General features: G+C 44.0%; 23 protein-coding genes. 16 read left to right on the top strand and 7 right to left on the bottom strand.

Annotated elements, in window-relative coordinates:
• Positions 1-6 precede the first annotated feature (6 nt).
• The gene (locus R7Z77_RS07810; protein ID WP_005376517.1) at positions 7-1,377 is read left to right on the top strand and encodes a GGDEF domain-containing protein; all 1,371 of its coding nucleotides are present in this window, start codon (positions 7-9) and stop codon (positions 1,375-1,377) included.
• A gap of 157 nt (positions 1,378-1,534) precedes the next feature.
• Entirely contained in the window at positions 1,535-2,422 is an 888-nt protein-coding gene (locus R7Z77_RS07805; protein ID WP_017635345.1) for a LysR family transcriptional regulator, read from the top strand.
• On the opposite strand, the gene R7Z77_RS07800 is transcribed toward R7Z77_RS07805, so the two are convergent.
• Positions 2,419-3,027 carry a response regulator transcription factor gene (locus R7Z77_RS07800; protein WP_017821556.1) on the bottom strand — a complete coding sequence of 203 codons (609 nt, stop codon included), beginning with the start codon at positions 3,025-3,027 and terminating at the stop codon, positions 2,419-2,421. The genes R7Z77_RS07805 and R7Z77_RS07800 overlap by 4 nt on opposite strands.
• A gap of 684 nt (positions 3,028-3,711) precedes the next feature.
• Between R7Z77_RS07800 and R7Z77_RS07795 the strand changes: the two genes are divergently transcribed.
• Positions 3,712-4,692: a chemotaxis protein gene (locus R7Z77_RS07795; RefSeq protein WP_025998672.1), complete on the top strand. Its 981-nt coding sequence runs from the start codon at positions 3,712-3,714 to the stop codon at positions 4,690-4,692.
• Positions 4,693-4,741: 49 nt separating this feature from the next.
• Here the strand turns inward: R7Z77_RS07795 and R7Z77_RS07790 are convergent, their stop codons facing one another.
• The gene (locus tag R7Z77_RS07790; RefSeq protein WP_005376513.1) at positions 4,742-5,272 is read right to left on the bottom strand and encodes a prepilin-type N-terminal cleavage/methylation domain-containing protein; all 531 of its coding nucleotides are present in this window, start codon (positions 5,270-5,272) and stop codon (positions 4,742-4,744) included.
• A 444-nt stretch (positions 5,273-5,716) separates the two neighbouring features.
• On the opposite strand from R7Z77_RS07790, the gene R7Z77_RS07785 reads away from it, so the two are divergent.
• The 4 genes from R7Z77_RS07785 (at position 5,717) to R7Z77_RS07770 (ending at position 8,570) form a co-directional block, all read left to right on the top strand.
• On the top strand, positions 5,717-6,439 hold the full coding sequence (locus R7Z77_RS07785; RefSeq protein WP_005390054.1) for a sulfite exporter TauE/SafE family protein: 723 nt from the start codon (positions 5,717-5,719) through the stop codon (positions 6,437-6,439).
• A gap of 102 nt (positions 6,440-6,541) precedes the next feature.
• A complete protein-coding gene (rarD, locus tag R7Z77_RS07780; RefSeq protein ID WP_031778926.1) occupies positions 6,542-7,447 on the top strand; it encodes an EamA family transporter RarD in 906 nt (301 codons plus the stop codon).
• Positions 7,448-7,656: 209 nt separating this feature from the next.
• Positions 7,657-8,043, top strand: coding sequence for an MAPEG family protein (locus R7Z77_RS07775; RefSeq protein WP_005376510.1), 387 nt, complete (start codon positions 7,657-7,659; stop codon positions 8,041-8,043).
• Positions 8,037-8,570, top strand: a complete 534-nt coding sequence (locus R7Z77_RS07770) for a hypothetical protein (protein WP_033906497.1) — start codon at positions 8,037-8,039, stop codon at positions 8,568-8,570. The genes R7Z77_RS07775 and R7Z77_RS07770 overlap by 7 nt, the downstream gene beginning before the upstream one ends.
• A 283-nt stretch (positions 8,571-8,853) precedes the next feature.
• Here R7Z77_RS07770 and R7Z77_RS07765 read toward each other — a convergent pair whose 3' ends face one another.
• On the bottom strand, positions 8,854-10,218 hold the full coding sequence (locus tag R7Z77_RS07765) for an endonuclease/exonuclease/phosphatase family protein (protein ID WP_115386610.1): 1,365 nt from the start codon (positions 10,216-10,218) through the stop codon (positions 8,854-8,856).
• Positions 10,219-10,613: 395 nt separating this feature from the next.
• Here R7Z77_RS07765 and R7Z77_RS07760 point away from each other — a divergent pair, with 395 nt between their 5' ends.
• Entirely contained in the window at positions 10,614-10,928 is a 315-nt protein-coding gene (locus tag R7Z77_RS07760; protein ID WP_005376506.1) for a DMT family transporter, read from the top strand.
• 79 nt (positions 10,929-11,007) lie between these two features.
• On the opposite strand, the gene R7Z77_RS07755 is transcribed toward R7Z77_RS07760, so the two are convergent.
• On the bottom strand, positions 11,008-11,913 hold the full coding sequence (locus R7Z77_RS07755) for a DMT family transporter (RefSeq protein WP_171342914.1): 906 nt from the start codon (positions 11,911-11,913) through the stop codon (positions 11,008-11,010).
• A gap of 169 nt (positions 11,914-12,082) precedes the next feature.
• Between R7Z77_RS07755 and R7Z77_RS07750 the strand changes: the two genes are divergently transcribed.
• From R7Z77_RS07750 to R7Z77_RS07740, 3 genes are all read left to right on the top strand, one after another.
• Positions 12,083-12,541 carry an NUDIX hydrolase gene (locus R7Z77_RS07750; RefSeq protein ID WP_005376504.1) on the top strand — a complete coding sequence of 153 codons (459 nt, stop codon included), beginning with the start codon at positions 12,083-12,085 and terminating at the stop codon, positions 12,539-12,541.
• 104 nt (positions 12,542-12,645) lie between these two features.
• Positions 12,646-13,218, top strand: coding sequence for a GNAT family N-acetyltransferase (locus R7Z77_RS07745; protein ID WP_025767834.1), 573 nt, complete (start codon positions 12,646-12,648; stop codon positions 13,216-13,218).
• Positions 13,219-13,343: 125 nt separating this feature from the next.
• Positions 13,344-14,756 carry a coniferyl aldehyde dehydrogenase gene (locus tag R7Z77_RS07740; RefSeq protein ID WP_033906502.1) on the top strand — a complete coding sequence of 471 codons (1,413 nt, stop codon included), beginning with the start codon at positions 13,344-13,346 and terminating at the stop codon, positions 14,754-14,756.
• 175 nt (positions 14,757-14,931) lie between these two features.
• On the opposite strand, the gene R7Z77_RS07735 is transcribed toward R7Z77_RS07740, so the two are convergent.
• A complete protein-coding gene (locus R7Z77_RS07735) occupies positions 14,932-15,411 on the bottom strand; it encodes an aminoacyl-tRNA deacylase (protein WP_005376501.1) in 480 nt (159 codons plus the stop codon).
• Between the two features lie 156 nt (positions 15,412-15,567).
• On the opposite strand from R7Z77_RS07735, the gene R7Z77_RS07730 reads away from it, so the two are divergent.
• From R7Z77_RS07730 to R7Z77_RS07715, 4 genes are all read left to right on the top strand, one after another.
• Entirely contained in the window at positions 15,568-17,109 is a 1,542-nt protein-coding gene (locus tag R7Z77_RS07730; protein WP_213967539.1) for a glutamate synthase-related protein, read from the top strand.
• A 186-nt stretch (positions 17,110-17,295) separates the two neighbouring features.
• Positions 17,296-19,470, top strand: coding sequence for a catalase/peroxidase HPI (gene katG / locus R7Z77_RS07725; protein ID WP_213967538.1), 2,175 nt, complete (start codon positions 17,296-17,298; stop codon positions 19,468-19,470).
• 165 nt (positions 19,471-19,635) lie between these two features.
• Positions 19,636-20,088, top strand: coding sequence for an antitoxin Xre/MbcA/ParS toxin-binding domain-containing protein (locus tag R7Z77_RS07720; protein WP_005376498.1), 453 nt, complete (start codon positions 19,636-19,638; stop codon positions 20,086-20,088).
• A gap of 1 nt (position 20,089) precedes the next feature.
• Positions 20,090-20,560, top strand: a complete 471-nt coding sequence (locus R7Z77_RS07715) for an RES family NAD+ phosphorylase (protein ID WP_005376497.1) — start codon at positions 20,090-20,092, stop codon at positions 20,558-20,560.
• Between the two features lie 79 nt (positions 20,561-20,639).
• Here R7Z77_RS07715 and R7Z77_RS07710 read toward each other — a convergent pair whose 3' ends face one another.
• Positions 20,640-22,490, bottom strand: a complete 1,851-nt coding sequence (locus tag R7Z77_RS07710; protein WP_318136636.1) for an acyltransferase family protein — start codon at positions 22,488-22,490, stop codon at positions 20,640-20,642.
• A 241-nt stretch (positions 22,491-22,731) separates the two neighbouring features.
• On the opposite strand from R7Z77_RS07710, the gene R7Z77_RS07705 reads away from it, so the two are divergent.
• A complete protein-coding gene (locus tag R7Z77_RS07705; protein WP_017820985.1) occupies positions 22,732-23,007 on the top strand; it encodes a nitrogenase-stabilizing/protective protein NifW in 276 nt (91 codons plus the stop codon).
• Between the two features lie 117 nt (positions 23,008-23,124).
• Here the strand turns inward: R7Z77_RS07705 and R7Z77_RS07700 are convergent, their stop codons facing one another.
• Positions 23,125-24,225: an alkene reductase gene (locus tag R7Z77_RS07700; RefSeq protein WP_213967537.1), complete on the bottom strand. Its 1,101-nt coding sequence runs from the start codon at positions 24,223-24,225 to the stop codon at positions 23,125-23,127.
• Positions 24,226-24,233 lie beyond the last annotated feature (8 nt).

Here is a 24,233-nt window from a genome sequence, read left to right as displayed (position 1 = left end):
CGCATCATGACACTTAAAAGTATCGCGTTGTCTCTTTTCATCGCAACATTACTATTCGTCACTTCTGTCACAATGATTGGTGCGGTGTTAATTTCTTATGAAGTAAAGCAGTTCAACACTTACGCGAATAATTTAGCCAAAATAAAACAAAAAGTAATTCTCATGGGGCTATTGACGGAAGCGCAGCTCGAGCAATACAAAGGCATGAGCGTGAGTGAAGTAGAAGCGCAAACAGAGCTGAGCTTTCAAGATGCGATTTACTCCCTGTCACCTTATGAAAAACTCAATTACGTTGAAGCTGTTGCACGGAAATCGCTTCATCAGGCTGAAGCGTATTTATCAAATGCGTTCAATCGACAAAATGCCGTTATGTATTTTCGTTCTTATACTGGAAACAAACTCATCTTAGAGAGACCGATTGAAGCGCTAGAGGGAGTGAAAGCCACATTTGATGTTGATTGGTGTAAAAGTAACTATTCTTGTGTGTTAGCCGCGTGGAAAGAGCAACTAACGGACCGGGTATTGTTTTCCCTACCATTTAAAACGACATACTCCGATGACATGGCGATAAGCATCATGAGTCCGGTTTACTTTCAAGGTGAGTTAGTGGGAGAGTTCTCGGAACAATTATACCTCTCGCCGCTTTATAATGATGGGAAAGCGGTGGATGTTCAAATAGCGAATGGGAACAAACAAATGGTGATTTATTTCGCTGGCTACCCCTTTCCATCATTCGCGTACACCCAATCATATGTCGCAGACAACAACAATCTTATCGTTTACATGTACCCATTCAGTAAAATTGTATTGGATTACGTGTTCTTGTTTATCATCTTCTTTTTCGTAACCTTAGCGTATTACAACAAAGCTTATGAATCTAAAGAGAGCAAACTTCGCCTCGCGAAAGCACTGACGAACGTGACGAAAGATGATTTAACGGGATTGTTTAACCGCAGAGTTTTTCAAGATAGCGAGTTCAAACGTCGTTTGGAAACCGCGCCATATTCCGTCATTGCAATAGATGGCGATAGGATCAAGCGAATCAATGACCATTACGGTCACCATGTAGGGGACGAAGTTATTGGAATTATTGCTGATGCTATGTCTAAAGTGTTTCGAAATAGTGATTATCTAGTTCGAACTGGTGGTGATGAGTTTGTTGCGATTCTGCCGGGTTGCAGTATCAGTCAATCTTCAATATTGGCGAAGAAGCTTCGTAGTGTCGTTAAAGATAACCGACTAAAGACCTTGGATATCGAGGTTAGTGTGAGTACTGGTATCGCGGCGAATGAATTACACGAAACGCTTCAGGACGTTATTGTACGTGCAGATGAAGATCTCTATGAGATGAAAAAACACAGACAAAAGTCCCATTAAGCAGGTCTGGTATTGACTCAATGTTAAGTTACGGAACATAACCATGACATAACTGTTTGATTAATTTGACCAAACAGAATGAGTGGTCTTTTATATTAGAGCAGTCAACAAATAGTGATTGCTCTATTTATTCTCGACCTTACATCTGGTGTCGCACGTGAACAAAGATCTCGACTTAAACTTACTTAAAATACTTGTCTTACTGGATAAGCACCGTCAGCTCAAGCCCGTTGCGAAAGCGATGGGGAAGAGCGAAGCGTCAATTAGCAAATACCTTGCCCGATTGCGACTCCAGCTAAACGATGAATTGTTTATTCGGCATCCTCACCACATGGAACCGACGGACTATTTAAAACGTCAATTACCTAAAATTTCCGATGCACTCGAGAAGCTTGAAACTTGTCTAATTAGAGATGAGTTTGAACCGGAAAATTACGAAAAAGACATCACCATTTGTTTGCCGCAAACCGCTCAATACTCATTTGGGCATTTACTTGCAATGGATTTAATGGCGCTGTTTCCCAAGGCGCACATTTCGATAGCAACGATTACAGAGTATACGATAGAAGAGATAATCCTAGGCAAAGTGGATGCGCAGTTACATTACTTCAACGAGGATGTTCCGAAATCTGTTTATCAGAAGTTCATCGGCTATGCGCCTGCTGTGGTAGTTGTCCCTGAAGAGCTGGGAATTACCACCCTGGAAGAAGCGGCCAAACTTCCCTTTATCATGTTAGAGATTATCGGTTGGAAAGAGAAAGAGCAGCTCGTTAAGCGTGCAATGGAAAGCCACGGTATGGTCATCAACCGTATTGCGGCTCTAGACAACGTAAGCAGCGTATTGAAGCTAATTAAGCAAAAAAGCGCCGCAACCGTATTACTTGAATATCAGGCGCCAATTGATGGATATAAATTTATAAGAGTGCCAGAGCATTTTTACCCAGATGGCTGGCCAAAAGTGGTTGTACAGGTGAAGCAAAGCTTAAGACATGATGCAATGCACCAGTTGTTAATCGGTGCTATTGCAAAATACATGAGCGCTTAGCGGCAAAACTCAATGTTTTCTGACTGAGGAATAGTATGCAGAAGTTCAATCAACGTGTCCGCATGGTACTTTTTCAGAATACGCGTTTTGTAGGTGCTGATTGTTTTAGCGCTGAGTGAAAGTTGTTCAGAAATCTTCTTATTTGAGTAGCCTTGTACAAGATAATGGAACACCATGGCTTCGCGATTTGAAAGTGTTACGTTACCCGACGATGGTGTGTGAGTCGACTTAAACATTGAGTAACCGCGTGAAACACTCACAATTGCGTCGATAATGGTCTCTCTTGTTTCATGTTTGCTTAAGAAGCCGTTGGCGCCCATTTCGTACGCTGCTTTAGAAAGACTCGAGTAGTCGCGTGAAGAAACAAATAACAGTCGGCCACGATATCCCGTCGCTAAAATGTTTTTGGCTAAACGCATACCATCGCGGTCGCCAAGCACTACGTCTAGAATAATCAAATCAATCTTTTGGCCTCGAACAAGATCCATCACTTCCGCACTGTCAGTGGTTTGAATCACTTCAGCTGCGTTGATTACGGATTCAACTAGAGAAGCAAGTGCTTCGCTATACAATGGTTGAGCGTCGATAATAAGAACATTATTCAAAGTTAACCTCACCTAATACATCAACTAGTGTGCTGTCAGGCGACAGCGCAATTGGATGAATAGGATTGTAGGAAAAACCTTGCTAAGAGGAAGAAAAATGACTCTTTCCAAAAGTGAAAATCAGTGTCTTGATTATGGGAATAGCGATGTCAGGTATTGAAATACCTAGTGATAGGATGATTACTTAAAACTTACGTTGACAGAAAACTAACAAACTGAAAGTGTTCTTTCAGTGTTCTATGCCTTCAGATTTTCTTGTGATGTTTCTAGCGCTTCGATTTAAACCCGTGTGTTAGCAAGCGCAGTTTTATACCAAGCCACTTGAAGAGAGCTTGTTCTACACCAGGCATGAGCACGCTAGCCAACTTTGTACTGATATCTGTTAGATAGGTTTGGCTATTGACGCTGAACATCACTTCAAATTATTTCTAAACTTTTCATTGACTCGGCCGCTAAAAGTGGAGGTGTTAATTCGCACTTTGGCCACTCATAATGTCGTGTTCAAAAATGAGACAATTTTACATGGTTTGGTATGGAAATGTGCGTTAGCCGTCCTTTTGATGGTTTACAAATTTTGTTGTAACGACTAAAAAGGACTTTTGGATTTTTAGCCAGAGAATGGCTTCTCATGGCGTTTGCATCAAACTTTTTCTGATGCGTATTTTTGGTTGGATAATTGGCTTTATGAGTAACGTAACCAGCACCATTTTGACAGAAAGTGGTACCAATGAGCTTGAAATCATCGAGTTTCATTTAGAAAAAACATTGCCAGATGGCAGCACAAAAACTTGTTATTACGGCATTAACGTTGCGAAAGTACGAGAAGTGATTCGCGTGCCAGAAACAACCGATTATCCAAACGCACAACCTCATATGATTGGTGTGTTCTCATCCAGAGATGTACTGACGCCTTTAGTAGATTTAGCTGGTTGGTTAGGTGTGCCAACACGACAAGATCTGGAGCGCAAGTTTGTAATCGTTACGGATTTCAACAAAATGACCAATGGCTTCTTAATTGACAGCATTTCGCGTATTCATCGTATCTCTTGGAATGATGTGGAATCACCAAGTCAGTTTTTGGAAGCGGGCGAACAAGATTGTGTAGTAGCCGTTGTCCGTAAAGAAGGCAACCTGATCATGATTCTCGACTTTGAAAAAATCATCGCAGACATCAACCCAGAATTGAGTATGGAAAAATACGATGTGAAAGGGGACAAGTCGGTGGATCTCAACCAGAGAATGGTCGGTAAGCGTAATGCGAAAACGATCATGGTGGTGGATGACTCAGCATTTATTCGCTCTTTGATCCAAGATACATTAGCTTCTTCAGGCTACAATGTGATCACATGTAAAGACGGTGGTGAGGCGCATGAGAAGTTGATGAGCTTGATCGAGGTTGCGAAAGAAGAAAACTTGCCAGTTAAAGAGCTATTAGATGCGGTGGTTACGGACGTAGAAATGCCTCGAATGGATGGTATGCACTTAGTGAAGAGACTACGCGATACCGAAGCGTTTCATGAAATGCCGATCATTATGTTCTCGTCATTGATGAGTGAGGATAACCGAGCGAAAGCACTATCTCTTGGCGCAAATGATACGATTACCAAGCCAGAGATTGGCCGCATGGTGAATATGATGGATAAATACGTGTTTAACTTTGCGTAAAAAACCGATCAGATGAAACAAATAAGGCTGCCGATTGGCAGCCTTATTTTTATTGAGGGCAGGGAAGAATATCTAAGGTGTAACTCTCGTTTGGAGTCTGCGGTGGCCCATATAAAATTCCGCATTGTGTAAGGCTAGCTCTTTTTTCGTCGGCTGCAGCAATGACCATTTCGCGAGTTGTTGAACCAGCCGGGTGATGAAATGTTTTCCAATCCGAGTCTTCTTCGTTCAGTCCTTGCACGAGTAACTTCATCGATTCGCTATCAGAATCAGGATATCCATATAAAAAAACACAGCGCTTTGAACCACCAATATTACAGCCGTCAAATGGTAAATCTGCCATTAAAGCACTGTCTACGAAGTTTGAAACGTAAGGCTTGCTTTCCAACCCCGCAATCGCCATTTTCCCATAACCGACGCCTAATGCTGACGCAATAGCGCCTTTCATTCCTTCCAAACGAGCTTCACGTGCATCACTTTGAAGGTTTAAAAAGCGTGGCGCGGCAGTGACAGCAAGAATACCGAGCACGACAATAACTACGACTAACTCTATTAGAGTAAATCCCGTTTGTTTTTTCATATTATTTTCACAGCAAGTTAAAGGTAGAAAAATACTGACCGTACACTTGTTTATTGTGTAAATAAGTACGGTAATGATAAATCGATCAGTAGTATAAAGAGGTGAGTTCTAAAGTGCTATACCGACGCCGCACTAATTGACTGAATCCATTAAATGCAACGGAGAATTCACGGGTCTAATTCTGCTAGATTTTAAGAGGTCATTAATTCCGCTGAAGAAATGCTGCGTGAACAGGCGAGCATGAATCCTCTTCGATGTAAGCAAACATGTACATCAGCGGAATGAAATACAAAATGCAAATGAGGGCGAACCGCACAAATGGATTGTCTTTTTATTCACTTTGATGAATGCTACGCGGAATTCATATCGCAGTATGCCTGAGGTATTCACCATGTGAATGTGCTTTGGTTTTGTGTTTATTTTTCAAATATAAGAATAATCTAAATGGAATTCGATTCGATAAACTTCCTTGCAATAGGTTTGATATTTCTTGGCTCTTATGTCCAGACCGCAATCGGTTTTGGCTTGGCTATTGTTGCCGCACCTTTACTGATTCTTTGGGCGCCAGAATATGTTCCTGCGCCAATCTGTTTAGTCGCGTTATTTATTTCGTTGATGAATGCGATGAAGCACCGCAGTAGTGTTGAAATCGGCGGCTTAAAGATGGCGTTGATTGGGCGAGTGCCGGGATCAATTGCTGGTGGCTTGCTACTCTTTTTTGTATCTACACAAACTCTCACGCTTTGGATTGGTTTGTTGGTGCTGTTTGCAGTCTTGGTGAGTGTTTTACCGTTTCGGGTTGAGCCTACGCCTTCGCGTATGACATGTGCTGGCTTCTTTTCTGGGTTGTTTGGTACCAGTTCTGCGATTGGAGGCCCTCCGATGGCGTTATTGTTGCAGCATCAAGAAGCAAATCAGTTACGCGGCAACTTATCGGCTTTTTTTGTTTTCAGTTCGATTATTTCACTAATAGTACAAATCCCAGTGGGCTTCTTCACATTGCATCATTTGGTCATTACTATTCCTCTATTACCTGCTGCGGCGCTTGGTTACTGGCTAGCAATGAAAACTACCCAGTCGTTACCAAAAGAAAAGATTCGGTTTGGGGCACTTATGTTGTGTTTTGTGAGTGGCTTTACCGCCGTCGTACAAGCGTTGAGCCAATAATGCCATCTGCATCATAAAGTCACTGCGGGATTGCATTCCTTTTTATGTATGGCGGACTTGTTTACTTACGCCAAATTGGTCGTTTAGATGGGCGATAGTTTTATGAATAACACTCGTTATGGCACTTTTATGGCAGCATTCTCCTTTGTGATCTGGGGATTGCTACCAATTTATTATCGTTATTTACCGAATGCTTCTATGGATGAGTTGCTAGCATGGCGAATCATTGGGTCTGTACCTGTCGGGTTTCTAATTGTACTTGGGATAACCCGTCGAGGGCTGAATTGGAAAGAAATCTGGCTTGATAAAAAATCCTTGTGGTACACGTTTGTGGCGAGCAGTTTGATGTGTATTTCTTGGAGTGCGTTCACTTGGGCTTTGACCCATCATCGGGTCATCGATGCCAGCTTAGGCTTCTTTATTGGACCATTAGTATCTGTTGCGCTGGGCGTATTTATTCTTGGGGATAGGCTCTCAAAAGGCAAACTTATTGCAATCGTGCTGGCAACAATTGGTGTTATGTATCAAGTGATTCACTATGGTCAGCTACCCGTTATCGCACTAACGATGGGGTTGTTCTTTGCTTTGTATGGGCTGTACAAGAAGAAGATAAATTATGACTGGAGTACAACCTTGTTTGTTGAGGCGTTGTTACTGACTCCAGTTGCACTCGCATATTTGCTCTATAAACAATGGGCAACTGGTGAACTGGCTTCGGGCACAGATACCACAACATTGCTTTTGTATTTTGGCAGTGCACCTATCACACTTTTACCACTCGTATTTTATTCTATCGCAATACGTATAACTAATTTATCAACCGTCGGTCTAATGCAATACATCGAGCCAAGCTTGCAGTTTGTGTTGGCAGTTATGTTTTTTGGCGAGTTGTTTGACGAAGTGAAAGCGGTGACCTTTGCATTTATTTGGGTAGGGCTGTTGTTCACAATTTTTGAAAGTATTATCAAAGGGCATCGGCGCAAAAAGCTGGTCAAACACCCCTTATAGTGGTTTCAATATTCTCACATATTAGCTTCTTTATTCTTATGCCCTCCATTCGAGGGCATTTTTAATGTCATGAAGCATTGGCTTTCGTTTTTTGCCCGAATAGAAATCATAACTTGAGATTATTTGACGCATTATCATAATGATACCGCTATAGTTATAGCCAAGTGACACGCTTATATAAGTGAAAACCAGATCAAGAAGGACGACATATGATCACAGCTCTGTATGCCAACATTCTCGCAATACTCATTATTTGGTTGGCTGTTCAAGTAATTAAGCAACGTCGCTTAAATCAAATTGCTTATGCAGATGGTGGGGTAGAGGCTCTACAAATTGCTCGTAGTGCCCAGAGTAATGCGACAGAATATATCCCCATCACCCTGATTTTAATGGCACTTTTAGAATTCAATAGTGCTTACCCAACATGGATACATCTCACCGGTATTATTTTTGTAATTGGTCGAGTTATTCATGCTAAAGGCATATTGAAAAAAGACTTGAAAAAGCGCATTAGAGGGATGCAGGTGACATTTCTGGTGATACTTTCATTGGTTGTGTTAAATATGATTTACCTGCCATACGATAAGTTATGGTAAGTCTGCGACGTTACATTCCACCACCTTGGGTACTCGTTCTGATTGGATTAGTACTGAATATTGGCGCGATCATCGTTACTAGCTTAGTCCTTGATAAGTTGGGTAAACAGCACTCGCAGCTCGCAGAGCAAACAGCAGAAAACTTGTATTCCATCCAACTCGCATGGAACAGTGTGGAAACCCTAGAAAGGAAAAGAGAAGCTTTACTGCTGCATGTGCACATAAGTCAGAGCGTAGCGATACCTTTAGAGCTAGAAGAGGTATTAGCAGGGCATTTATCTTCTTGGGTTCTCAACGAGTCGGATGAAATAAAAATTGATCAACTTCCTCAACTGATGTCAAAGATAAATCAGGCACAAGCTTCGTATAGAGACCGCATCGATAATTACTACATTGAGAATGTAGAGCTCAATGAGGTAATGGCAAAGCAGGATGAAAAGATCGCTTGGTACAAGAATATCGGACTCTTCTTGCAAGTATTCGGACTTGCGTTAATCCTTGCACGCGACTTAGCTAGGAAGCAATAAAAGCAAGAGCTAAAGATCAGGTTTATTGCGAAATGCCAATGGTAGTTTGCAAATTGCAATTTATTCGGTGAGCAAACAGTAGCTATTGGTTAAGTTTTAATGAAAGTGATTAAATAACAACCTGTTTTTGTGCACTGAAAAGTTGGCACGCCTCATGCTTTAGTATGAGTGACCCTTTCTAAGCCGAGGGTCACCTAGCCAACTGACGTTGTTAGTGAACCATCTTGTTCACAAATATATACAGCCAATCACGACTCCTTGTGGTTGGCTTTTTTTATGCAGTCTAGAACTGTGCTTTAATCCAGATCATGCGATGGTCGGAAGATACATCCTTACCATCACCATACTTACCGATACGTGCATCGTTAAATAGTTTACGGCCTTCTTCATAAGACGCTGACCAGTACACACCAGAGTCTATTACATTCAAATTTGCTGAAGGCAAGGCATAGTCTACCCCTAAGCCAAACGTTGAAGTGATGCGATTCGGATATGGGTGAGTTGAACTGCGGTCAACAGCGTGTTCAGCTGCACCAAAGCTTGTTGGGTAAAGCTCACCATTCATCACGGTTTGATTAACCAATGGATCGTTGTGCAGCTCTTGCATTACAGAGCTAATACCGTCACCAGCCACTGGATCAAGGTTTTGATCACCCATCATTACGAATTTAGTGCCGTTCGTTAAGCCACCTGTTTTACCCGCATCGTCGTAAAAATAGTCTTTACCTTGAATGTAATGATGCCAAAACTCCACTTCTGCTGCGTTTTGCGCTTTGTTTTTACCGGTGTCGAATACTGGTGGAGTAGGATGAGACATCAACAAGTGTACAACTTCTTCGCCATTGCGAGTTGGAATGATGATTGGCGCGTCGACGTGATTTTTCGAAGATAGACGCACTTGATCCCATTCTTCCGCTGAGTACCATTCATCACCACACTTCATGCCGTCTGGAATCTTTTGCGAACCGTCACAGATAGTAATGGTTGGAATTTTCGCACCTTCCATATCTTTCCATTTAAATGCTTGGAATGTACGTGTGTTTGCTGTGTCAATTTTATACTTAGACATAAGGGCAAATGCATATTGACCATGGTACATGCCAAAGCCCCATGCATCACCTGGCATTTGACCTGCGGTTCCGTTGTTGTCGAGATCAAACTCACTCAACAACCCTGTATTAGTTGAGTAAGATTCAGCATAAGGGTATTCAATAGGCTCAAGGTTTGCTTCACCGCCCGCGCCATTGATGCTTTGCGCGACAGACAGGTAGTTCTTCTGGAATCCTTCAATGGCTGCTTTGTTTTCGCCTGTTCCGTCGTTGTTGTATTCCGCCATCATAAGAACATCAGGACGATTCTTTTGAATGATTGCTGCAACGTTACGAATTTGAATGACTTTTTCCGCAGTGGTTTTGTCTTCGGCTGCGATTGAACCGTCTAAATAAGAGGTGACCAACGCAGTTTGCTGCGTTGGTTCAATTTGCATTTCACCTACCAAAGTTTCGAAGGTAGCGCGGTCAAAAGAGAGGTTGTAAGTCGCTATTTTTACTTCTTTAGGCTGAACATTGACGTATTCAGTGTCGTCATTACATCCAGATAGTAGAGCGGCGCCAACAAGGACAGCGATAGAGGTTTTGATTGCTTTCATGGGTACGTCATACCTTATAATTAATTCGGCTGAATATTAAAGTCATCAGTCATTGTTTTAAGCGATATTAGTCACACAAACGTTTTCATATTTACATGTTCAATTAGTTTTTGTGTGATTTGTGCAATAAATGCAACACTTTCAACACCATAAGGTTATATGTAAATTGTTAAAAAACGGTGTCGTTATTGATGCGAACATAGAGAGCCCGCCACCGTTAAAAAGAAAAGCGTAGAATTTAAGCGTGCATGAGATGTTTGAGTTGTATGCTTATCGCCGTGTTTTATTTTTTATGTTTAAATTTCTGTATATAATAAGCAGTAAATCAGAAGTGAGGACGACCTCACCGCTCTATCTTTTCTCGGGGACGACCCCATCTCGTTGGGAAATGTGACATGGCTTGGGGAATTCTCTTCATTGCGGGCCTGTGTGAAATCGCATGGGCTGTCGGTCTTAAATATTCACAAGGCTTTACCAAATTCGGCGCTTCGGCATTCACTATTGTCTTTATGTTATTGAGCTTTTGGTTGCTTGGCATTGCGTTAAGAACCTTGCCTTTAGGCATTGCTTATGGCGTATGGGTAGGGATTGGCGCAATAGGCACAGCAGTCGTGAGTATTTATCTGTTCAATGAGCCAGCAACACTTATCAAAGCCTTAAGCTTGCTAATGATTGTCGCTGGTATCGCAGGGTTAAAAATATCAGCTTAACGTTAGGCTAAACACAAAACAGCCAGAGTCACTCTGGCTGTTTTTCTAAATGTCGTGTTTACGGTTCTGGCGAGGTATATCAAGCGTTGCGCTTAATAAAAGGTAACCGTAAGTGATGACCAAACGCATTAATTAATGCGCCTGTAACAATCAGACCGCCACCGACGTACGTCCAAATGATCGGAACCTCGCCAAAGAAAATGATGCCCAACAACACAGAAAATACGATCTGGATATACGAATAAGCGGAGGCTTTACCCGCTTGTTGAGTTTGCATCGCTTTGGTTAACCCCAATTGTCCAATTTGGGTAAAGACACCAACTAGAACCAACATGAAAGTCAGATATAGATCGGGCATTATAAAATCGTCGCCAATCAGTAAGAGTGAAGCGGGGAGAGCAACCAACGGGAAATAGAAAATGATCACTGAGCTGTCTTCTGTCTGACTCAGTTTTCTGACAATGACGTAGGCAATTGAGCTACCAAATGCGCCTAAGATCGCAATCATGACGCTAAACATTGGTAAAGCGCTATCTGAGCCTTGCCCAGTTTCTGGGCTTACCATGATATAGATGCCGAGTAAGCACAACGCAATACAAAGGAAAGTTGACGGCTGGATGCGCTCTTTCAAGAAAAATACGGCGAGTAGTGCAGTAAATACCGGATGAATATACTGGAATATCGTCGCTTCTGCCAAAGGTAAGGTGGTCACTGAATAATATACACACATCAGAGCCATCGTACCCACAGCACCGCGTGCAAATAGTAATGGCTTATTATTGCCCCATACAGAAATTCGTTTTCGCTTTACATCGAAATAACTAATGATAAGTGAAACGAGCGCTCTTGCTGCAACGATTTCAAAAACGGGGATGCCGTAGTTGCCGACGTGCTTTACTGTAGCTGACATCAGAGCAAAGCCGAACGCGGAAAGCACCATAAAGCGCACACCGATGGGAATCATAGTGTTGAATGAATTGGACATTTTACTGCTCATTTGTTGCGACAGATCTCACTTTAGCATACTTAGTTAGTGATTAAATCCTCTCAACTCAAACACTTCTGTCGACAAGATGAATAAACAGTAGAATACGTAGCAATTAATCTGCCTCTCTTCAGCGTAACAATAAAAACTCGATATTTAAGGAGCTTACATGATCCCGATAAAAGCAACGCATGTTTCAGGCGTTGTCATTTCAAAAATTGATGGCATAGAAAAAATGCTGTTACTCAAACGCGTAAAAGGTGGCTATTGGTGCCATGTTGCAGGTGGTATCGAAGCGGGTGAAGCCGGGTGGCAAACCATTTTAAGAGAGTTAAAAGAAGAGACACTAATTGACCAAGTTGAGTTACATACAGCAGACTTTCTAGAGCAGTTCTACGAAGCAAAAAATAACCGTATCATGGTTATCCCATGTTTTGTGCTATTTTGTCCGCCTAACCAATCAGTTGTTCTTAACGAAGAGCATACAGAGTATCGCTGGTGTACGCTTGAAGAAGCTAAGCAGCTGGCTCCGTTTGCCAATCAGCATCACCTCTATGAACATGTATGGAAACATTATGTAGATGTGGCATCACTAACGCCATTTACGCTGATCGATCAAAAGGGCTAAATGAACGGCAACGGCTTTGATTAGTTTTTATAGAGAGGTTTGTTCTCATAAAATGAAGCGTTAGGATTTGCGCTGAGCGTTCACAATAAAAAGGAATAACATCTATGGATGAAGTCACATGCCAAGAGACGTATCAAGGAAATCACTTACAGAAGCGTTTTTCCGTCTCGCAAAGGGTCTCAATTGAGCCCCTCAACACGAAACACGCGTCCGCTTTACTAGAGGTTGTGAACACTCACCGAGAGAGCCTTGAGGGCTATCTACCTTGGACGGATTCTGTCACGAATCATAGAGAGGCCGTTAACTACATTTCCCAGCGAGTGAACAGTAACGCGCTGGATTCCCACTGGTGCGCAATTTATTTTGATGAGCAACTTACGGGTGTTATTGGCATTAAAGGTGTGGATTCACATACACGTGTTACTGAAATTGGCTACTGGCTTGCCAACAATGGGCGAGGCCATCGTGTGATTGATCAAGTACTCGCAGTATTGATCCCTTTCTTGAAGAAGAAAGGGCACGCACAATTCATTCAGTTCCATTGTATGGAAGATAACATCGCTAGCATCAATATTGCTGAGCGTGCAGGCGCCACATTAAAAGAATACGTTGATCATGAGTTCGATATGCTTGACCGCTCTCAACGACTAGGCATTTATGAACTACGTTTGACGTAGTATCCACCCTAGAGATATTTTAATCAGAGTTCGAACTCTAACTTCACGAGCGCTACAATAGTAACATTGTTGCGCTCGTGTTAACTTGGGGCGTCATTGGCAGAAACTAGGCTAGGAGAAGCATCATGAACGCAATCACAGAGGTTGAAGTAGATAACTTGTTACAGCAAAGCCTCGAACGCTTAAAAGCGGCATATGCAGCCGAGCCTTATCCTAGTTTGGATGAACGTAAACAGCGCCTCGTTTTGTTAAAAAAATCGCTGCTTGAGAACAAACAAGCTTTGGTTGAAGCGTTAAGTGACGATTTTGGCTATCGCTCAGAATTTGATACCGCCATGACCGACGTTTTGCCAACGGTCTCGCATATTAATTATACCCTCAAACGACTAAAAAAATGGTGCAAACCCAGCAAGCGCGAATCCGGCTTATTGCTCGCACCTTCTAAAGTCACCGTTCAGTATCAACCGTTAGGTGTCGTCGGGATCATTTCACCGTGGAACTTTCCTGTGATTTTGAGCCTTGCGCCTTTAGTGACAGCATTGGCTGCTGGCAACCGCGTGATGATGAAGCTCAGCGAATTTACGCCAAAAACCAATAAAGTCATCGTCGATATTTGCCGTGGGTTGTCTGAGTATGTCGAAGTTTTTGAGGGTGAAGCAGACGTCGCACAAGCATTCAGCCAACTGCCATTCGATCACCTTTTGTTCACGGGTTCTACGAGTGTTGGTCGCGCAGTGGCAAAAGCGGCAGCGGAAAACCTTACCCCGGTGACGTTAGAGTTGGGTGGAAAGTCCCCGGTGATCATTGCAAAAGATGCAGACATGAAGAAAGCCGTTGATGCTATCTTGTTTGGTAAATGCATTAATGCAGGCCAGATTTGTGTCGCGCCTGACTACGCATTTGTACCGCAAGAACGTGTCGAAGAGTTCATTTCGCTATTCTTAAAACGTTTTGAAAAGCTCTATTTAAAATCCAACAAGAATCAAAAGCTGACCCATATTGTCAACCAACGACAATATGATCGTTTGACTGCGCTACTTGAGGATGCAAAAGCGCAAGGTGCTAACCTTCACACTGTTGAAGCGTCGCCCCAAGAGGAACGACTTCTGTATCCTCATTTGGTCACGGATGTGTCGCCGAATATGCGAATCATGCAAGAGGAGATCTTCGGGCCATTTCTACCTGTTAAGCCCTACAATGCGGTTGATGAAGCGATTGATTACATTAATCAGCGCCAAAGACCACTTGCGCTGTATGTTATGTCGGACGACAAATCGACCATCAAACATATTGTACGCAACACCCACAGTGGTGGCGTCGGCGTTAATGATACGGTTTTACATGTTGGCGCTGAAGATGCGCCTTTTGGTGGCGTTGGTGAATCGGGTATTGGGCATTATCACGGAGAGGAAGGATTCAGAACTTTTAGTCATGCGAAAACCATTCTTCACACACCGAAATGGTTGCCAAGAACGAGCGTATTAATGCGCCGTAGGGCTATGGCGATAAAAGCGATCCAAAAGATCTTTGTTCGATAATAATTATGATTTGATTGATAAAAAACCGCCCGAATAGGCGGTTTTTTGTTTCTATGTGCTCTGAAACGCTGAGCACCAAAGTCCGAGAAACTTCCATCGCGTGCTACCAACAAAACAAAGAAAGGCTCTTGTTGAAAGAGCCTTGTTCAGGAAATGTCGAGAGATCTTGGCAAGTTTAATGCAGAACTTCACTGCTGAATCTTAGATATCTACAGTCGTTCATCAGTTCTTTAAACGCCTTTCGGTCCAGCTTAATCAGAGTTTCATGATCGCCAGCTTCAAGGTAGACATGTTCCAAGTTTGCTAGTCTTTCATCGCAAACTGTCGACATGTGGTAAGGACTACCAATCGGTGGAATAGCGCCGTGTTCACAATCGGTGAAGAGTCGGTAAACCATACGCTCTTTCACCAAGTGGAAGGTGGCATTAAATTCGTCGTTTAATCTCGACAAACTGATTTTGTTGTTGGCAGGTAAGACCGCCATCATATGACGCCCTTCATGATCCTCTAGAATCACACCTTTTGCGATATTCATTAAAGGCACACCTGCTGCAACACCACTTTGTAGCGAGCTATGACTGTGGCTGTGATTCACGGTTTGAAAGTGAATGTTATGCTCAGTCAAATATTCATCTAATCGGGTTGCAATCGTCATATAGCCTCCACGTGTATGAGACCCATAAAAAGTATAGGTTAGTTGGGCGACAATCGCGCATTTTACTCGGCTACACTGACGCTCTTTACGCTCCTGTTCTACGCTTATTGCAAGCCAGCGAGAAAGCATGGTTAACAATAATAAATAGGGGTCAACATGAGCAAGCCAATCATCGCTGATAACAAGCCGATCAAAGTAGAGTTGAAAGCTGGGCAAGAATATTACTTCTGCCGATGTGGGCGCTCTAAAAATCAACCTTACTGCGATGGGTCTCATTCAGGAACCGGCTTAAAGCCAATGAGCTTTAGTGCGGAAAAAGACGAAGATGCCTATCTCTGCCAATGTAAGCATACCGCCAATGCTCCTTTTTGTGATGGTACACACAAGCGATTTACCGCAGAGCAAGTCGGTAAAGAGGGACCGGAACAAAAGCGAGAGAAAAGAGACAAACCAACAGCGTCTGCTACACAAGAAGAACCAACCCTCGAGTTTATCCACCAATTAGCGAGAGAAGGACTCTCTAAACTCGGTCATCATGGTCCGATGGCTGCAATGGGGGTTCCTAGGCATTTGCTACCACATTGGGATGCTATACAAATCATGGTGGCGCAAATGGCGACACAACCGTTGTTGGAAGACGTTCCTGTGTCTACCGAGTTGATTGTGGGACCAAACGCGCGTAAGCCGCTCAGACTCGCCATTCCTTTGTTGGTGTCGGACATGAGTTTTGGCGCACTTTCTGAAGAGGCGAAAATTGCACTAGCAAAAGGTGCAGAGTTGGCAGGGACTGGGATTTGCTCTGGTGAGGGTGGCATGTTACCGGAAGAGCAAGCCGCCAATTCACGGTATTTCTATGAGCTTGCTAGCGCTCAATTTGGCTACGACGAATCTAAGCTTCTTAATGTTCAGGCGTTTCACTTTAAAGGTGGGCAAGGAGCAAAAACGGGCACGGGTGGTCATCTGCCTGCAAATAAAAATGTAGGTAAGATCTCTCAGGTGAGAGGCATCCCCGAAGGACAACCAGCGATATCACCACCAACGTTCAAAGATCTTCACACTACTCACGATTTCAGAAAGTTTGCTGACAGAGTTCGTGGCATCACAGGCGGTATTCCAATTGGATTTAAACTCAGTGCCAACCATATTGAGCAAGACATTCAGTTTGCGCTTGATGCTGGGGCTGATTACATCATCTTAGATGGTCGCGGTGGTGGCACGGGTGCGGCGCCAACTATGTTCCGTGATCATATTAGTGTGCCCACCATTCCTGCATTAGCTCGTGCACGTAAGTACTTAGATGAAAAAGGTGCAAGTGACCGCGTCACATTAATCATCACCGGTGGGTTGCGAGTTCCTACGGATTTTGTCAAAGCGTTGGCACTTGGAGCAGACGGAGTAGCGATAGCAAACAGTGCGATGCAATCGATCGGTTGTGTCGCGGCTCGCATCTGCAACACCAATAATTGCCCGGCAGGCATTGCGACACAAAATGCCGATTTGAGGCAGCGTCTCGACGTTGAAAAGTCATCCCTGCAACTGAAAAATTTCTTCGAATCCTCGGTCGAGCTCATGAAAGTCATGGCGAGGGCGTGTGGTCATCACGCTCTGAATGAATTTAGTCATCATGATTTAGCGACCTGGGATCACAACATGGCGAGGCTGTCTGGGATTAAGTATTCAGGTATGGACTTAAACTGATCTCTATCCATATTTTCTGCATATAGGTACATGTTTGATAACAATTATTTATTCGCTGAAATGTTTGAAATTTTGACTTGGCGTTAACTAAAAAAACAGTGTATGAACTACGCTGTTTGAGGTGGATATTCGATTTATTGAATAACAAAGAGTGGTTACCACAACCACGACACGAAGGAGCATTATATGAGCAAAGCAAACGGCGGTTCGGTAGGTAAATGTCCAGTTATGCATGGTGGGCAAACATCTACAGATAAGTCGGTGATGGATTGGTGGCCGAATGCCTTGAACTTAGACATCCTGCATCAACACGACTCCAAAACCAACCCATTTGGTCAGGACTTTAATTACAAAGAAGAACTGAAAAAGCTAGATGTCGAAGCACTTAAAAAAGATTTAAAAGATTTAATGACTGATAGCCAAGACTGGTGGCCTGCCGACTGGGGACACTACGGTGGTTTAATGATCCGAATGGCATGGCATGCAGCGGGCAGTTATCGTATTGCGGATGGCCGTGGCGGTGCTGCTACAGGCAACCAACGCTTTGCTCCTCTCAACTCTTGGCCAGATAACGCCAACCTGGATAAGGCTCGACGCCTTTTATGGCCAATCAAGAAAAAATATGGCAACAAACTAAGTTGGGCAGACCTGATTGTCCTTGCCGGTAACATGGCGTACGAATCCATGGGCTTTAAGACCTTTGGCTTTGCGTTTGGACGAGAGGACATCTGGCACCCAGAAAAAGACACTTACTGGGGGTCTGAGCAAGAATGGTTAGCCACAAGTGACGCTGATAACAGCCGATACTCTGGTGAGCGAGATTTAGAAAACCCGCTTGCTGCGGTAATGATGGGTCTTATCTATGTGAACCCTGAAGGGGTAGACGGTAACCCAGATCCTCTCAAAACAGCACATGACATGCGAGTGACCTTTGCGCGAATGGCAATGAACGATGAAGAAACCGTCGCGCTCACAGCTGGTGGTCACACGGTGGGTAAGTGTCATGGTAATGGTGATGCCGCAAACCTTGGCCCAGAGCCCGAAGCAGCAGACGTTCATGAGCAAGGTCTTGGCTGGATTAACCACAAAACACGTGGCATTGGCCGTGACGCGGTAACGAGTGGCATTGAAGGTGCTTGGACAACACACCCTACACAATGGGACTACGGATACTTCCACCTACTATTTAAGTATGACTGGGAACTGAAAAAGAGCCCAGCAGGTGCATGGCAATGGGAGCCAATCGACATTGAAGAAGAAGACAAGCCTGTCGATGTTGAAGACGGTTCTAAGCGCTACAATCCAATCATGACCGACGCCGATATGGCGCTCAAAATGGACCCTGAATATCGTAAGATTGCAGAAAAGTTCCAAAATGACCCTGCGTACTTTGATGACGTTTTTGCTCGTGCCTGGTTTAAGTTGACACACCGCGATCTAGGACCAAAATCATGTTATTTCGGCCCTGATGTGCCAAGCGAAGATCTTATTTGGCAAGACCCAACGCCCGCAGGTAAGACAGACTACGATGTCGATTTAGTGAAAACAAAAATTGAAGCAAGTGGCCTATCCATTAGTGAGTTAGTAAGTACGGCGTGGGATAGTGCGCGTACCTACCGTGGCTCTGACCGCCGAGGCGGTGCAAATGGCGCGAGAATTCGCTTGGCTCCACAAAAAGATTGGCAAGGGAACGAACCTGAACGTCTAAGCCGTGTTCTTGCGGTGTTAGAAAAAATAGCAGCAGAAGAGGGCTGTAGTGTTGCAGACGCTATCGTGCTTGCTGGGAACGTAGGTATTGAACTGGCTGCGCGTGCCGCAGGTCATGATGTATGTGTGCCATTCGCGCCAGGCCGAGGTGATGCCGCCCAAGAGATGACGGATGTTGAATCATTCGAAGTTCTTGAGCCTGTCGCTGACGGTTTCCGAAATTGGTTGAAGAAAGACTACGCGGTTAAGCCAGAAGAGCTTTTATTAGATCGTGCTCAGCTTATGGGGCTAACGGCGCCAGAAATGACGGTACTTATCGGTGGTATGCGCGTTCTAGGCAGTAACTACGGCGGTGGAAAAGAGGGCGTATTTACTGAGCGAGTCGGCACTTTGTCGAATGATTTCTTCGTGAACCTTACTGACATGGCATATACGTGGAAACCAGTGAGTGCTAATCAATATGAAATCCGTGATCGTAAAACCGACGCTGTGAAGTGGACGGCTACTCGAGTGGATCTTGTCTTTGGTTCAAACTCGATCCTGCGTTCGTATGCGGAAGTGTATGCGCAAGATGATAATCAGGAAAAATTCATCCATGACTTCATCGCCGCATGGACGAAAGTCATGAACGCGGATCGTTTTGACTTGCAATAAGTGAAACGATGCCTGTCGGTAGATGGGTTGATGAATAAGTAAGAGAGGCGGGCGAAAAGCTCGCCTTTTTCTTTACCTATCTTTTTACTTTGATTGTTACTTTGATTGAAAATTAAGCTCATTTGAACCATAATAACTGGACCATATGAACCATAGGAGCTTGATATGGCAACTGCAGCATTAAAAAGCTTCAAACCGAAACAACCTCATAAAGCCAATTTCTGGTTTATGTTGGGTATTGAAGACGCTGAAACAGGTCGCACTGATGCGGTTCACAAAGGCTTTGAGCCAAAGGTGTATCGCAATATTGTTGAGCGTGTGAAGCTTTCTCAGAGTGAGTTTCAAAACGTCACATTGATACCTGTCAGCACGGTCAAGCGTCGTCTAAAAAACGATGAGCGCTTCAATACGCAAGAAAGTGATGCAATCTATCGATTAGCGATGTTATTGAAACTCGCGACAGAACTGTTTGACGACGAAGAGCGCGCGTTAAAATGGATGAGAGAGAATGTGTATGGCTTAGGTGGAAAACGTCCACTTGATATGGTCTCGACCACGGTGGATTTTGAAATCGTAAAAGATTTGATCGGCCGTTTAGAGCACGGGGTATTCTCGTAATATGAAGCTCTATCGTCTCACACAAAAGAAATTTGCTGACACGCCATTCAGCCCCGTTGGCGCAAAGTTATTTGGAGGGCGATGGAACTCAAAAGGAACCGAAGCCCTCTACTTCTCTGAATCGGAATCCCTTTGTTCGTTGGAAGTGTTTGTTCACGTAAACAACGATCCTGCTATCACCAAACTTTACGATTTATATCGTATTGAAATGCCAGAATACCTCATCGCCACCTTAGATGAAGAAGATCTCCCTGTGACGTGGCGAGCAATACCGGCGAGCGAGTCTACGCAGTACATTGGTGATCAGTTTCTCAATGATCCTCATCCAGAGTTTGCCGCGCTGCAAGTGCCTTCAACGATTTCACCTCGTGATAAAAACTACGTGGTGAATCCAAATCATCCCAAAATGAAAGAGATCATCAAGAAAGCCGAAAAGCTCGATTTCGCGTTTGATCCGCGCATTTTCAAATAGACGCCTAGCTTTGTCTTGCTTTAAAGCATTCAGCGCTTACCTGAGATAAGCGCTGAAGCATAAAAGTTTATTTCCTTGGTTATTGTCGATCGTAAGTGAACTGTTGCGCTTCATTTGTAGTGTTGAGGTAATGCCCAAGCACCAACTCAGCACCTTTGTAAGATAAATGGCTGTCATCCGTATACATCGCATTGTTTGCTCCAACTCTCATTCGACATACGCCATTTCTGCAAATGGCATCGGTCAAGTCGACAAACTCAACGTGCTCAAATTGCTCAAAGTAGTTCACTAACTTCGCCACGTTTTGAGGGTGATGTTGTTTGGGAGAAAAGTCGCAGGCAGACTCTTCTGTCTCGCCAAACAAACGCGCTTTCCAAAGGCATTCTCCTACCGCAAACGGTGCAGAAGGGGTTGGACCGAAAACGACCACTTCCTTTCCTTTCAGTTCATTCAATAATTTGGTTAATGATGCTTCATAATCGGCTTGTGAAAGCTCTTTATTGAAATTAGAAGAGATAACAACGCGACGAATGGAAGGGGTACTTAGAATTGTATCGACAGCCTCATTGAAGAACTGTCGGCAAGGAACTGAGCCAGCACCTTTGATGGTGTCGACATAACCGACCGCACAGGAATCTTGAGTAAGTTGCACCACGCCAGTTGGTGTTACTTCGGATAGACGCTTCACGTAAACCATGCTGTGACTATTGCCTAACACAGCGATGTCGGGCTGCGGCGCAGACGAGCACACATCGTTAACGTTGGTGTTGCCGTTGCAATCTAAACCATAACCGTTGTTAACGCGCATGGCCTCGAAAAATGCGCTTCTTTCTGGAAAACCATCGTTTTTATGACCGATAACGCCGAACGTTAGCAAGGGCAACGTCAACAACACAATAACCACGGACGCAGTGCGCATACTCATGGCTTTTCGGCTACGGAACGGCTTTTCAATAAAGCGCCAAGTGAAGTAAGAAAGTACAAAAAGAGTGACAACGTAAAGTGGGATATTGATGTCTTGTGTTGCATCCAACACGTAGCGGTAAAAGACAAATAATGGAATGTGCCACAAGTATAAGCTGTAGCTGATTAAGCCGACGAACACGACCCACTTTAGGCTCAGTAATCTACCGCAGACATTGTCTTTAGAGGCAAACAAAATCACCAACGCGCTACCGATGACCGGCACCAGCAGCGTAATGCCCGCACCATCTTGCGATTTTTCAAACAAAAGCGCGGAAGCCAATATCAAAACGATGCCAATGGTTGCCAGCGTATCGTTAGATTGAACTTGGACTTTTCTCATCACTAATGCGAGTAATGAACCGGTTGCCAGTTCCCAAGCACGAGAGAAGATCATGTAAAAAGCGAAATCAGGATCGTTGCTCGCGTAGACAATAGTCATCAAACTCAGCGCAAATATCGCGATGAAAAAAGTCAGGTAAAACGCGTTTTTGCCACGAGCGAGTAGCATGAGTAGCAAAGGAATGACAATGTAGTATTGTTCTTCAACGCCCAAGCTCCAAGTGTGAAACAGCGGGTTGGCTTGATCTTCTAAACCGAAGTAATTGTGGCCTTTTAAATACAGAAGAATGTTGGATGAGGAAAGAATGGAAGATACTGCAAACTGACCAACGTCTTTGTGTGCTTGCGGCAAAAATAGCCACCAAGACATCAAATAGCTGACGGCGATCACCACCAGTAAGAGGGGGAGTATGCGACGAATGCGTCGCTCATAAAAATCACCAAGGCTGAACTTCTGGTTTTCTAAGTCGTTAATCACGATGGTGGTGATCAAATAGCCGCTGATCACAAAAAACACGTCGACGCCAATAAAGCCACCAGCGAATTGCTCAACTCCTGCATGAAACAAAATCACCAACGTGACAGCAATCGCCCTTAATCCGTCTACTTCTGCTCTGTAAGTCATATCGTGTTGCTCCAACATTCCGTTTAATGAAGTAGAGCAAAATATGAACCAGAAATAATATTTATTTAAATCAGTACCTTAAATTGATTGTCAAAATGAAAATTCTAGGTGGGTTAACGAATTCCCAAATTGAATTTCAATATGGAAACCCCATAAAGAATGATCTTAAGAAGCGCTAAATCAAAGAACGTAAAGCGCGAGGCACTTAGACTTCATTGAAAATGATTACGCTAAAGAAACGATGACAGAGAATACGATTCAGGAAAAAATTGCCAGCTTTACTTGTATCGAAGAGGCTTTGAATTACTTCGACATCGAGTTTGATAGCCGATTTATCGAAAACAATCGAACCGAGTTGGTTAAGAGGTTTCACGGCTACTTAATCCTCACTAAACCGGATGATTGGTTTTCAGGTCGTCGTGCTTTAAAGAATGCTTACTGTAAAGTACAACGCAGTTTGCTCAGTAAAACGACGCGCTCTGCGTGCCGAGGTTGTACATCTTGTCAAAGACGTTAATTCTGGTGGCTTGCCTAAAAAGAACCCTGCATCTTGGTGTCACAGGGGGAAGAGCAAGGTTCTTTTGGTTTCGCTATTGGTTTGTCGCGAGTTACGAATCAGCTTTACGTAGATGAATTAACCCGCGTGATACGCAGGGTAGTCCACCAAGCCTTTTTCACCGCCGCCGAACAATGTGGCAGGGTCATGTTCTGCCAGCGGATAGCCATGCTTGATGCGGCTTGGTAAGTCTGGGTTTGCAACAAACGGACGGCCAAAGCCAATCATGTCGGCTAAACCACTTTCAATCGCGTGTTGCGCCTTTTCTGCGTTGTAACGACCGGCATAGATCAGTGTGCCTTTATACGCCTCACGAACTGCGGTTTTAAAGTCGTGCGGAGTGTCTGGCGCGTCGTCCCAATCTACTTCTGCAATGTGAATGTAAACCACATTGAGTTTATCAAGCAGCGCTGCAGCGGCGGTGTAGGTTTCGACTGGCGTACTATCAACGGTGCCATTTAACGAAGTGAATGGCGCAAGACGAACACCAACACGCTCAGCTCCAATGGCTTGCGTCATCGCTTCTATCACTTCACCAAGAAAACGCAGACGGTTTTCAATAGAGCCACCGTATTCATCGGTGCGGTTATTCGCTTCAGAATCGATAAACTGGTTAACCAAGTAGCCATTCGCTGCATGAAGCTCGATACCATCGAATCCGGCTTCTATCGCGTTTAGTGCGGCTTGGCGGTACTCTTCAATAACGTTCTTGATGTCTTGTTTGGTCATTTCACGTGGCTCAACCACGTCGACAAAGCCCGGTTCGTCTGTGCCGTTATCGACAAATACTTTCACGTTTTCTGCTTTTAGCGCAGAAGAAGAAATAGGTTGCTCACCGCCAATGTTATCAGGGTGAGTCACACGACCAACGTGCCACAATTGCGCGAAGATAGTGCCGCCTTTCTCGTGCACTGCATCAGTTACTTTTTTCCAGCCAGCAATTTGCTCTGGGCTGTAAATGCCTGGTGTCCATGCATAGCCTTGACCCATTGGCGAAATTTGTGTGCCTTCAGCAACGATTAGGCCCGCTTCAGCACGTTGAGCATAGTAGGTCGCCATCATGTCGTTAGCGATATTACCTGGTTGAGAAGCACGAGAACGCGTCATCGGAGGCATAACGATACGGTTTTTTAATGAGAGAGAGCCAAGTTGAATGGGTTGAAATAATGCGTCTGTCATAGGAAACC

The organism is Vibrio sp. 1401, from assembly GCF_033340295.1.
Note: the sequence above shows the minus strand (reverse complement) of the source record. Positions and strands in the feature narration are given on the sequence as shown.

Excerpts from the sequence above, each read along its gene's own strand:
- R7Z77_RS07810 (WP_005376517.1), top strand. The coding sequence starts at position 7 with ATGACACTTAAAAGTATCGCGTTGTCTCTTTTCATCGCAACATTACTA.
- R7Z77_RS07795 (WP_025998672.1), top strand. The coding sequence starts at position 3,712 with ATGAGTAACGTAACCAGCACCATTTTGACAGAAAGTGGTACCAATGAG.
- R7Z77_RS07790 (WP_005376513.1), bottom strand. The coding sequence starts at position 5,272 with ATGAAAAAACAAACGGGATTTACTCTAATAGAGTTAGTCGTAGTTATT.
- R7Z77_RS07785 (WP_005390054.1), top strand. The coding sequence starts at position 5,717 with ATGGAATTCGATTCGATAAACTTCCTTGCAATAGGTTTGATATTTCTT.
- rarD (WP_031778926.1), top strand. The coding sequence starts at position 6,542 with ATGAATAACACTCGTTATGGCACTTTTATGGCAGCATTCTCCTTTGTG.
- R7Z77_RS07775 (WP_005376510.1), top strand. The coding sequence starts at position 7,657 with ATGATCACAGCTCTGTATGCCAACATTCTCGCAATACTCATTATTTGG.
- R7Z77_RS07770 (WP_033906497.1), top strand. The coding sequence starts at position 8,037 with ATGGTAAGTCTGCGACGTTACATTCCACCACCTTGGGTACTCGTTCTG.
- R7Z77_RS07765 (WP_115386610.1), bottom strand. The coding sequence starts at position 10,218 with ATGAAAGCAATCAAAACCTCTATCGCTGTCCTTGTTGGCGCCGCTCTA.
- R7Z77_RS07760 (WP_005376506.1), top strand. The coding sequence starts at position 10,614 with ATGGCTTGGGGAATTCTCTTCATTGCGGGCCTGTGTGAAATCGCATGG.
- R7Z77_RS07755 (WP_171342914.1), bottom strand. The coding sequence starts at position 11,913 with ATGTCCAATTCATTCAACACTATGATTCCCATCGGTGTGCGCTTTATG.
- R7Z77_RS07750 (WP_005376504.1), top strand. The coding sequence starts at position 12,083 with ATGATCCCGATAAAAGCAACGCATGTTTCAGGCGTTGTCATTTCAAAA.
- R7Z77_RS07745 (WP_025767834.1), top strand. The coding sequence starts at position 12,646 with ATGGATGAAGTCACATGCCAAGAGACGTATCAAGGAAATCACTTACAG.
- R7Z77_RS07740 (WP_033906502.1), top strand. The coding sequence starts at position 13,344 with ATGAACGCAATCACAGAGGTTGAAGTAGATAACTTGTTACAGCAAAGC.
- R7Z77_RS07735 (WP_005376501.1), bottom strand. The coding sequence starts at position 15,411 with ATGACGATTGCAACCCGATTAGATGAATATTTGACTGAGCATAACATT.
- R7Z77_RS07730 (WP_213967539.1), top strand. The coding sequence starts at position 15,568 with ATGAGCAAGCCAATCATCGCTGATAACAAGCCGATCAAAGTAGAGTTG.
- katG (WP_213967538.1), top strand. The coding sequence starts at position 17,296 with ATGAGCAAAGCAAACGGCGGTTCGGTAGGTAAATGTCCAGTTATGCAT.
- R7Z77_RS07720 (WP_005376498.1), top strand. The coding sequence starts at position 19,636 with ATGGCAACTGCAGCATTAAAAAGCTTCAAACCGAAACAACCTCATAAA.
- R7Z77_RS07715 (WP_005376497.1), top strand. The coding sequence starts at position 20,090 with ATGAAGCTCTATCGTCTCACACAAAAGAAATTTGCTGACACGCCATTC.
- R7Z77_RS07710 (WP_318136636.1), bottom strand. The coding sequence starts at position 22,490 with ATGACTTACAGAGCAGAAGTAGACGGATTAAGGGCGATTGCTGTCACG.
- R7Z77_RS07705 (WP_017820985.1), top strand. The coding sequence starts at position 22,732 with ATGACAGAGAATACGATTCAGGAAAAAATTGCCAGCTTTACTTGTATC.
- R7Z77_RS07700 (WP_213967537.1), bottom strand. The coding sequence starts at position 24,225 with ATGACAGACGCATTATTTCAACCCATTCAACTTGGCTCTCTCTCATTA.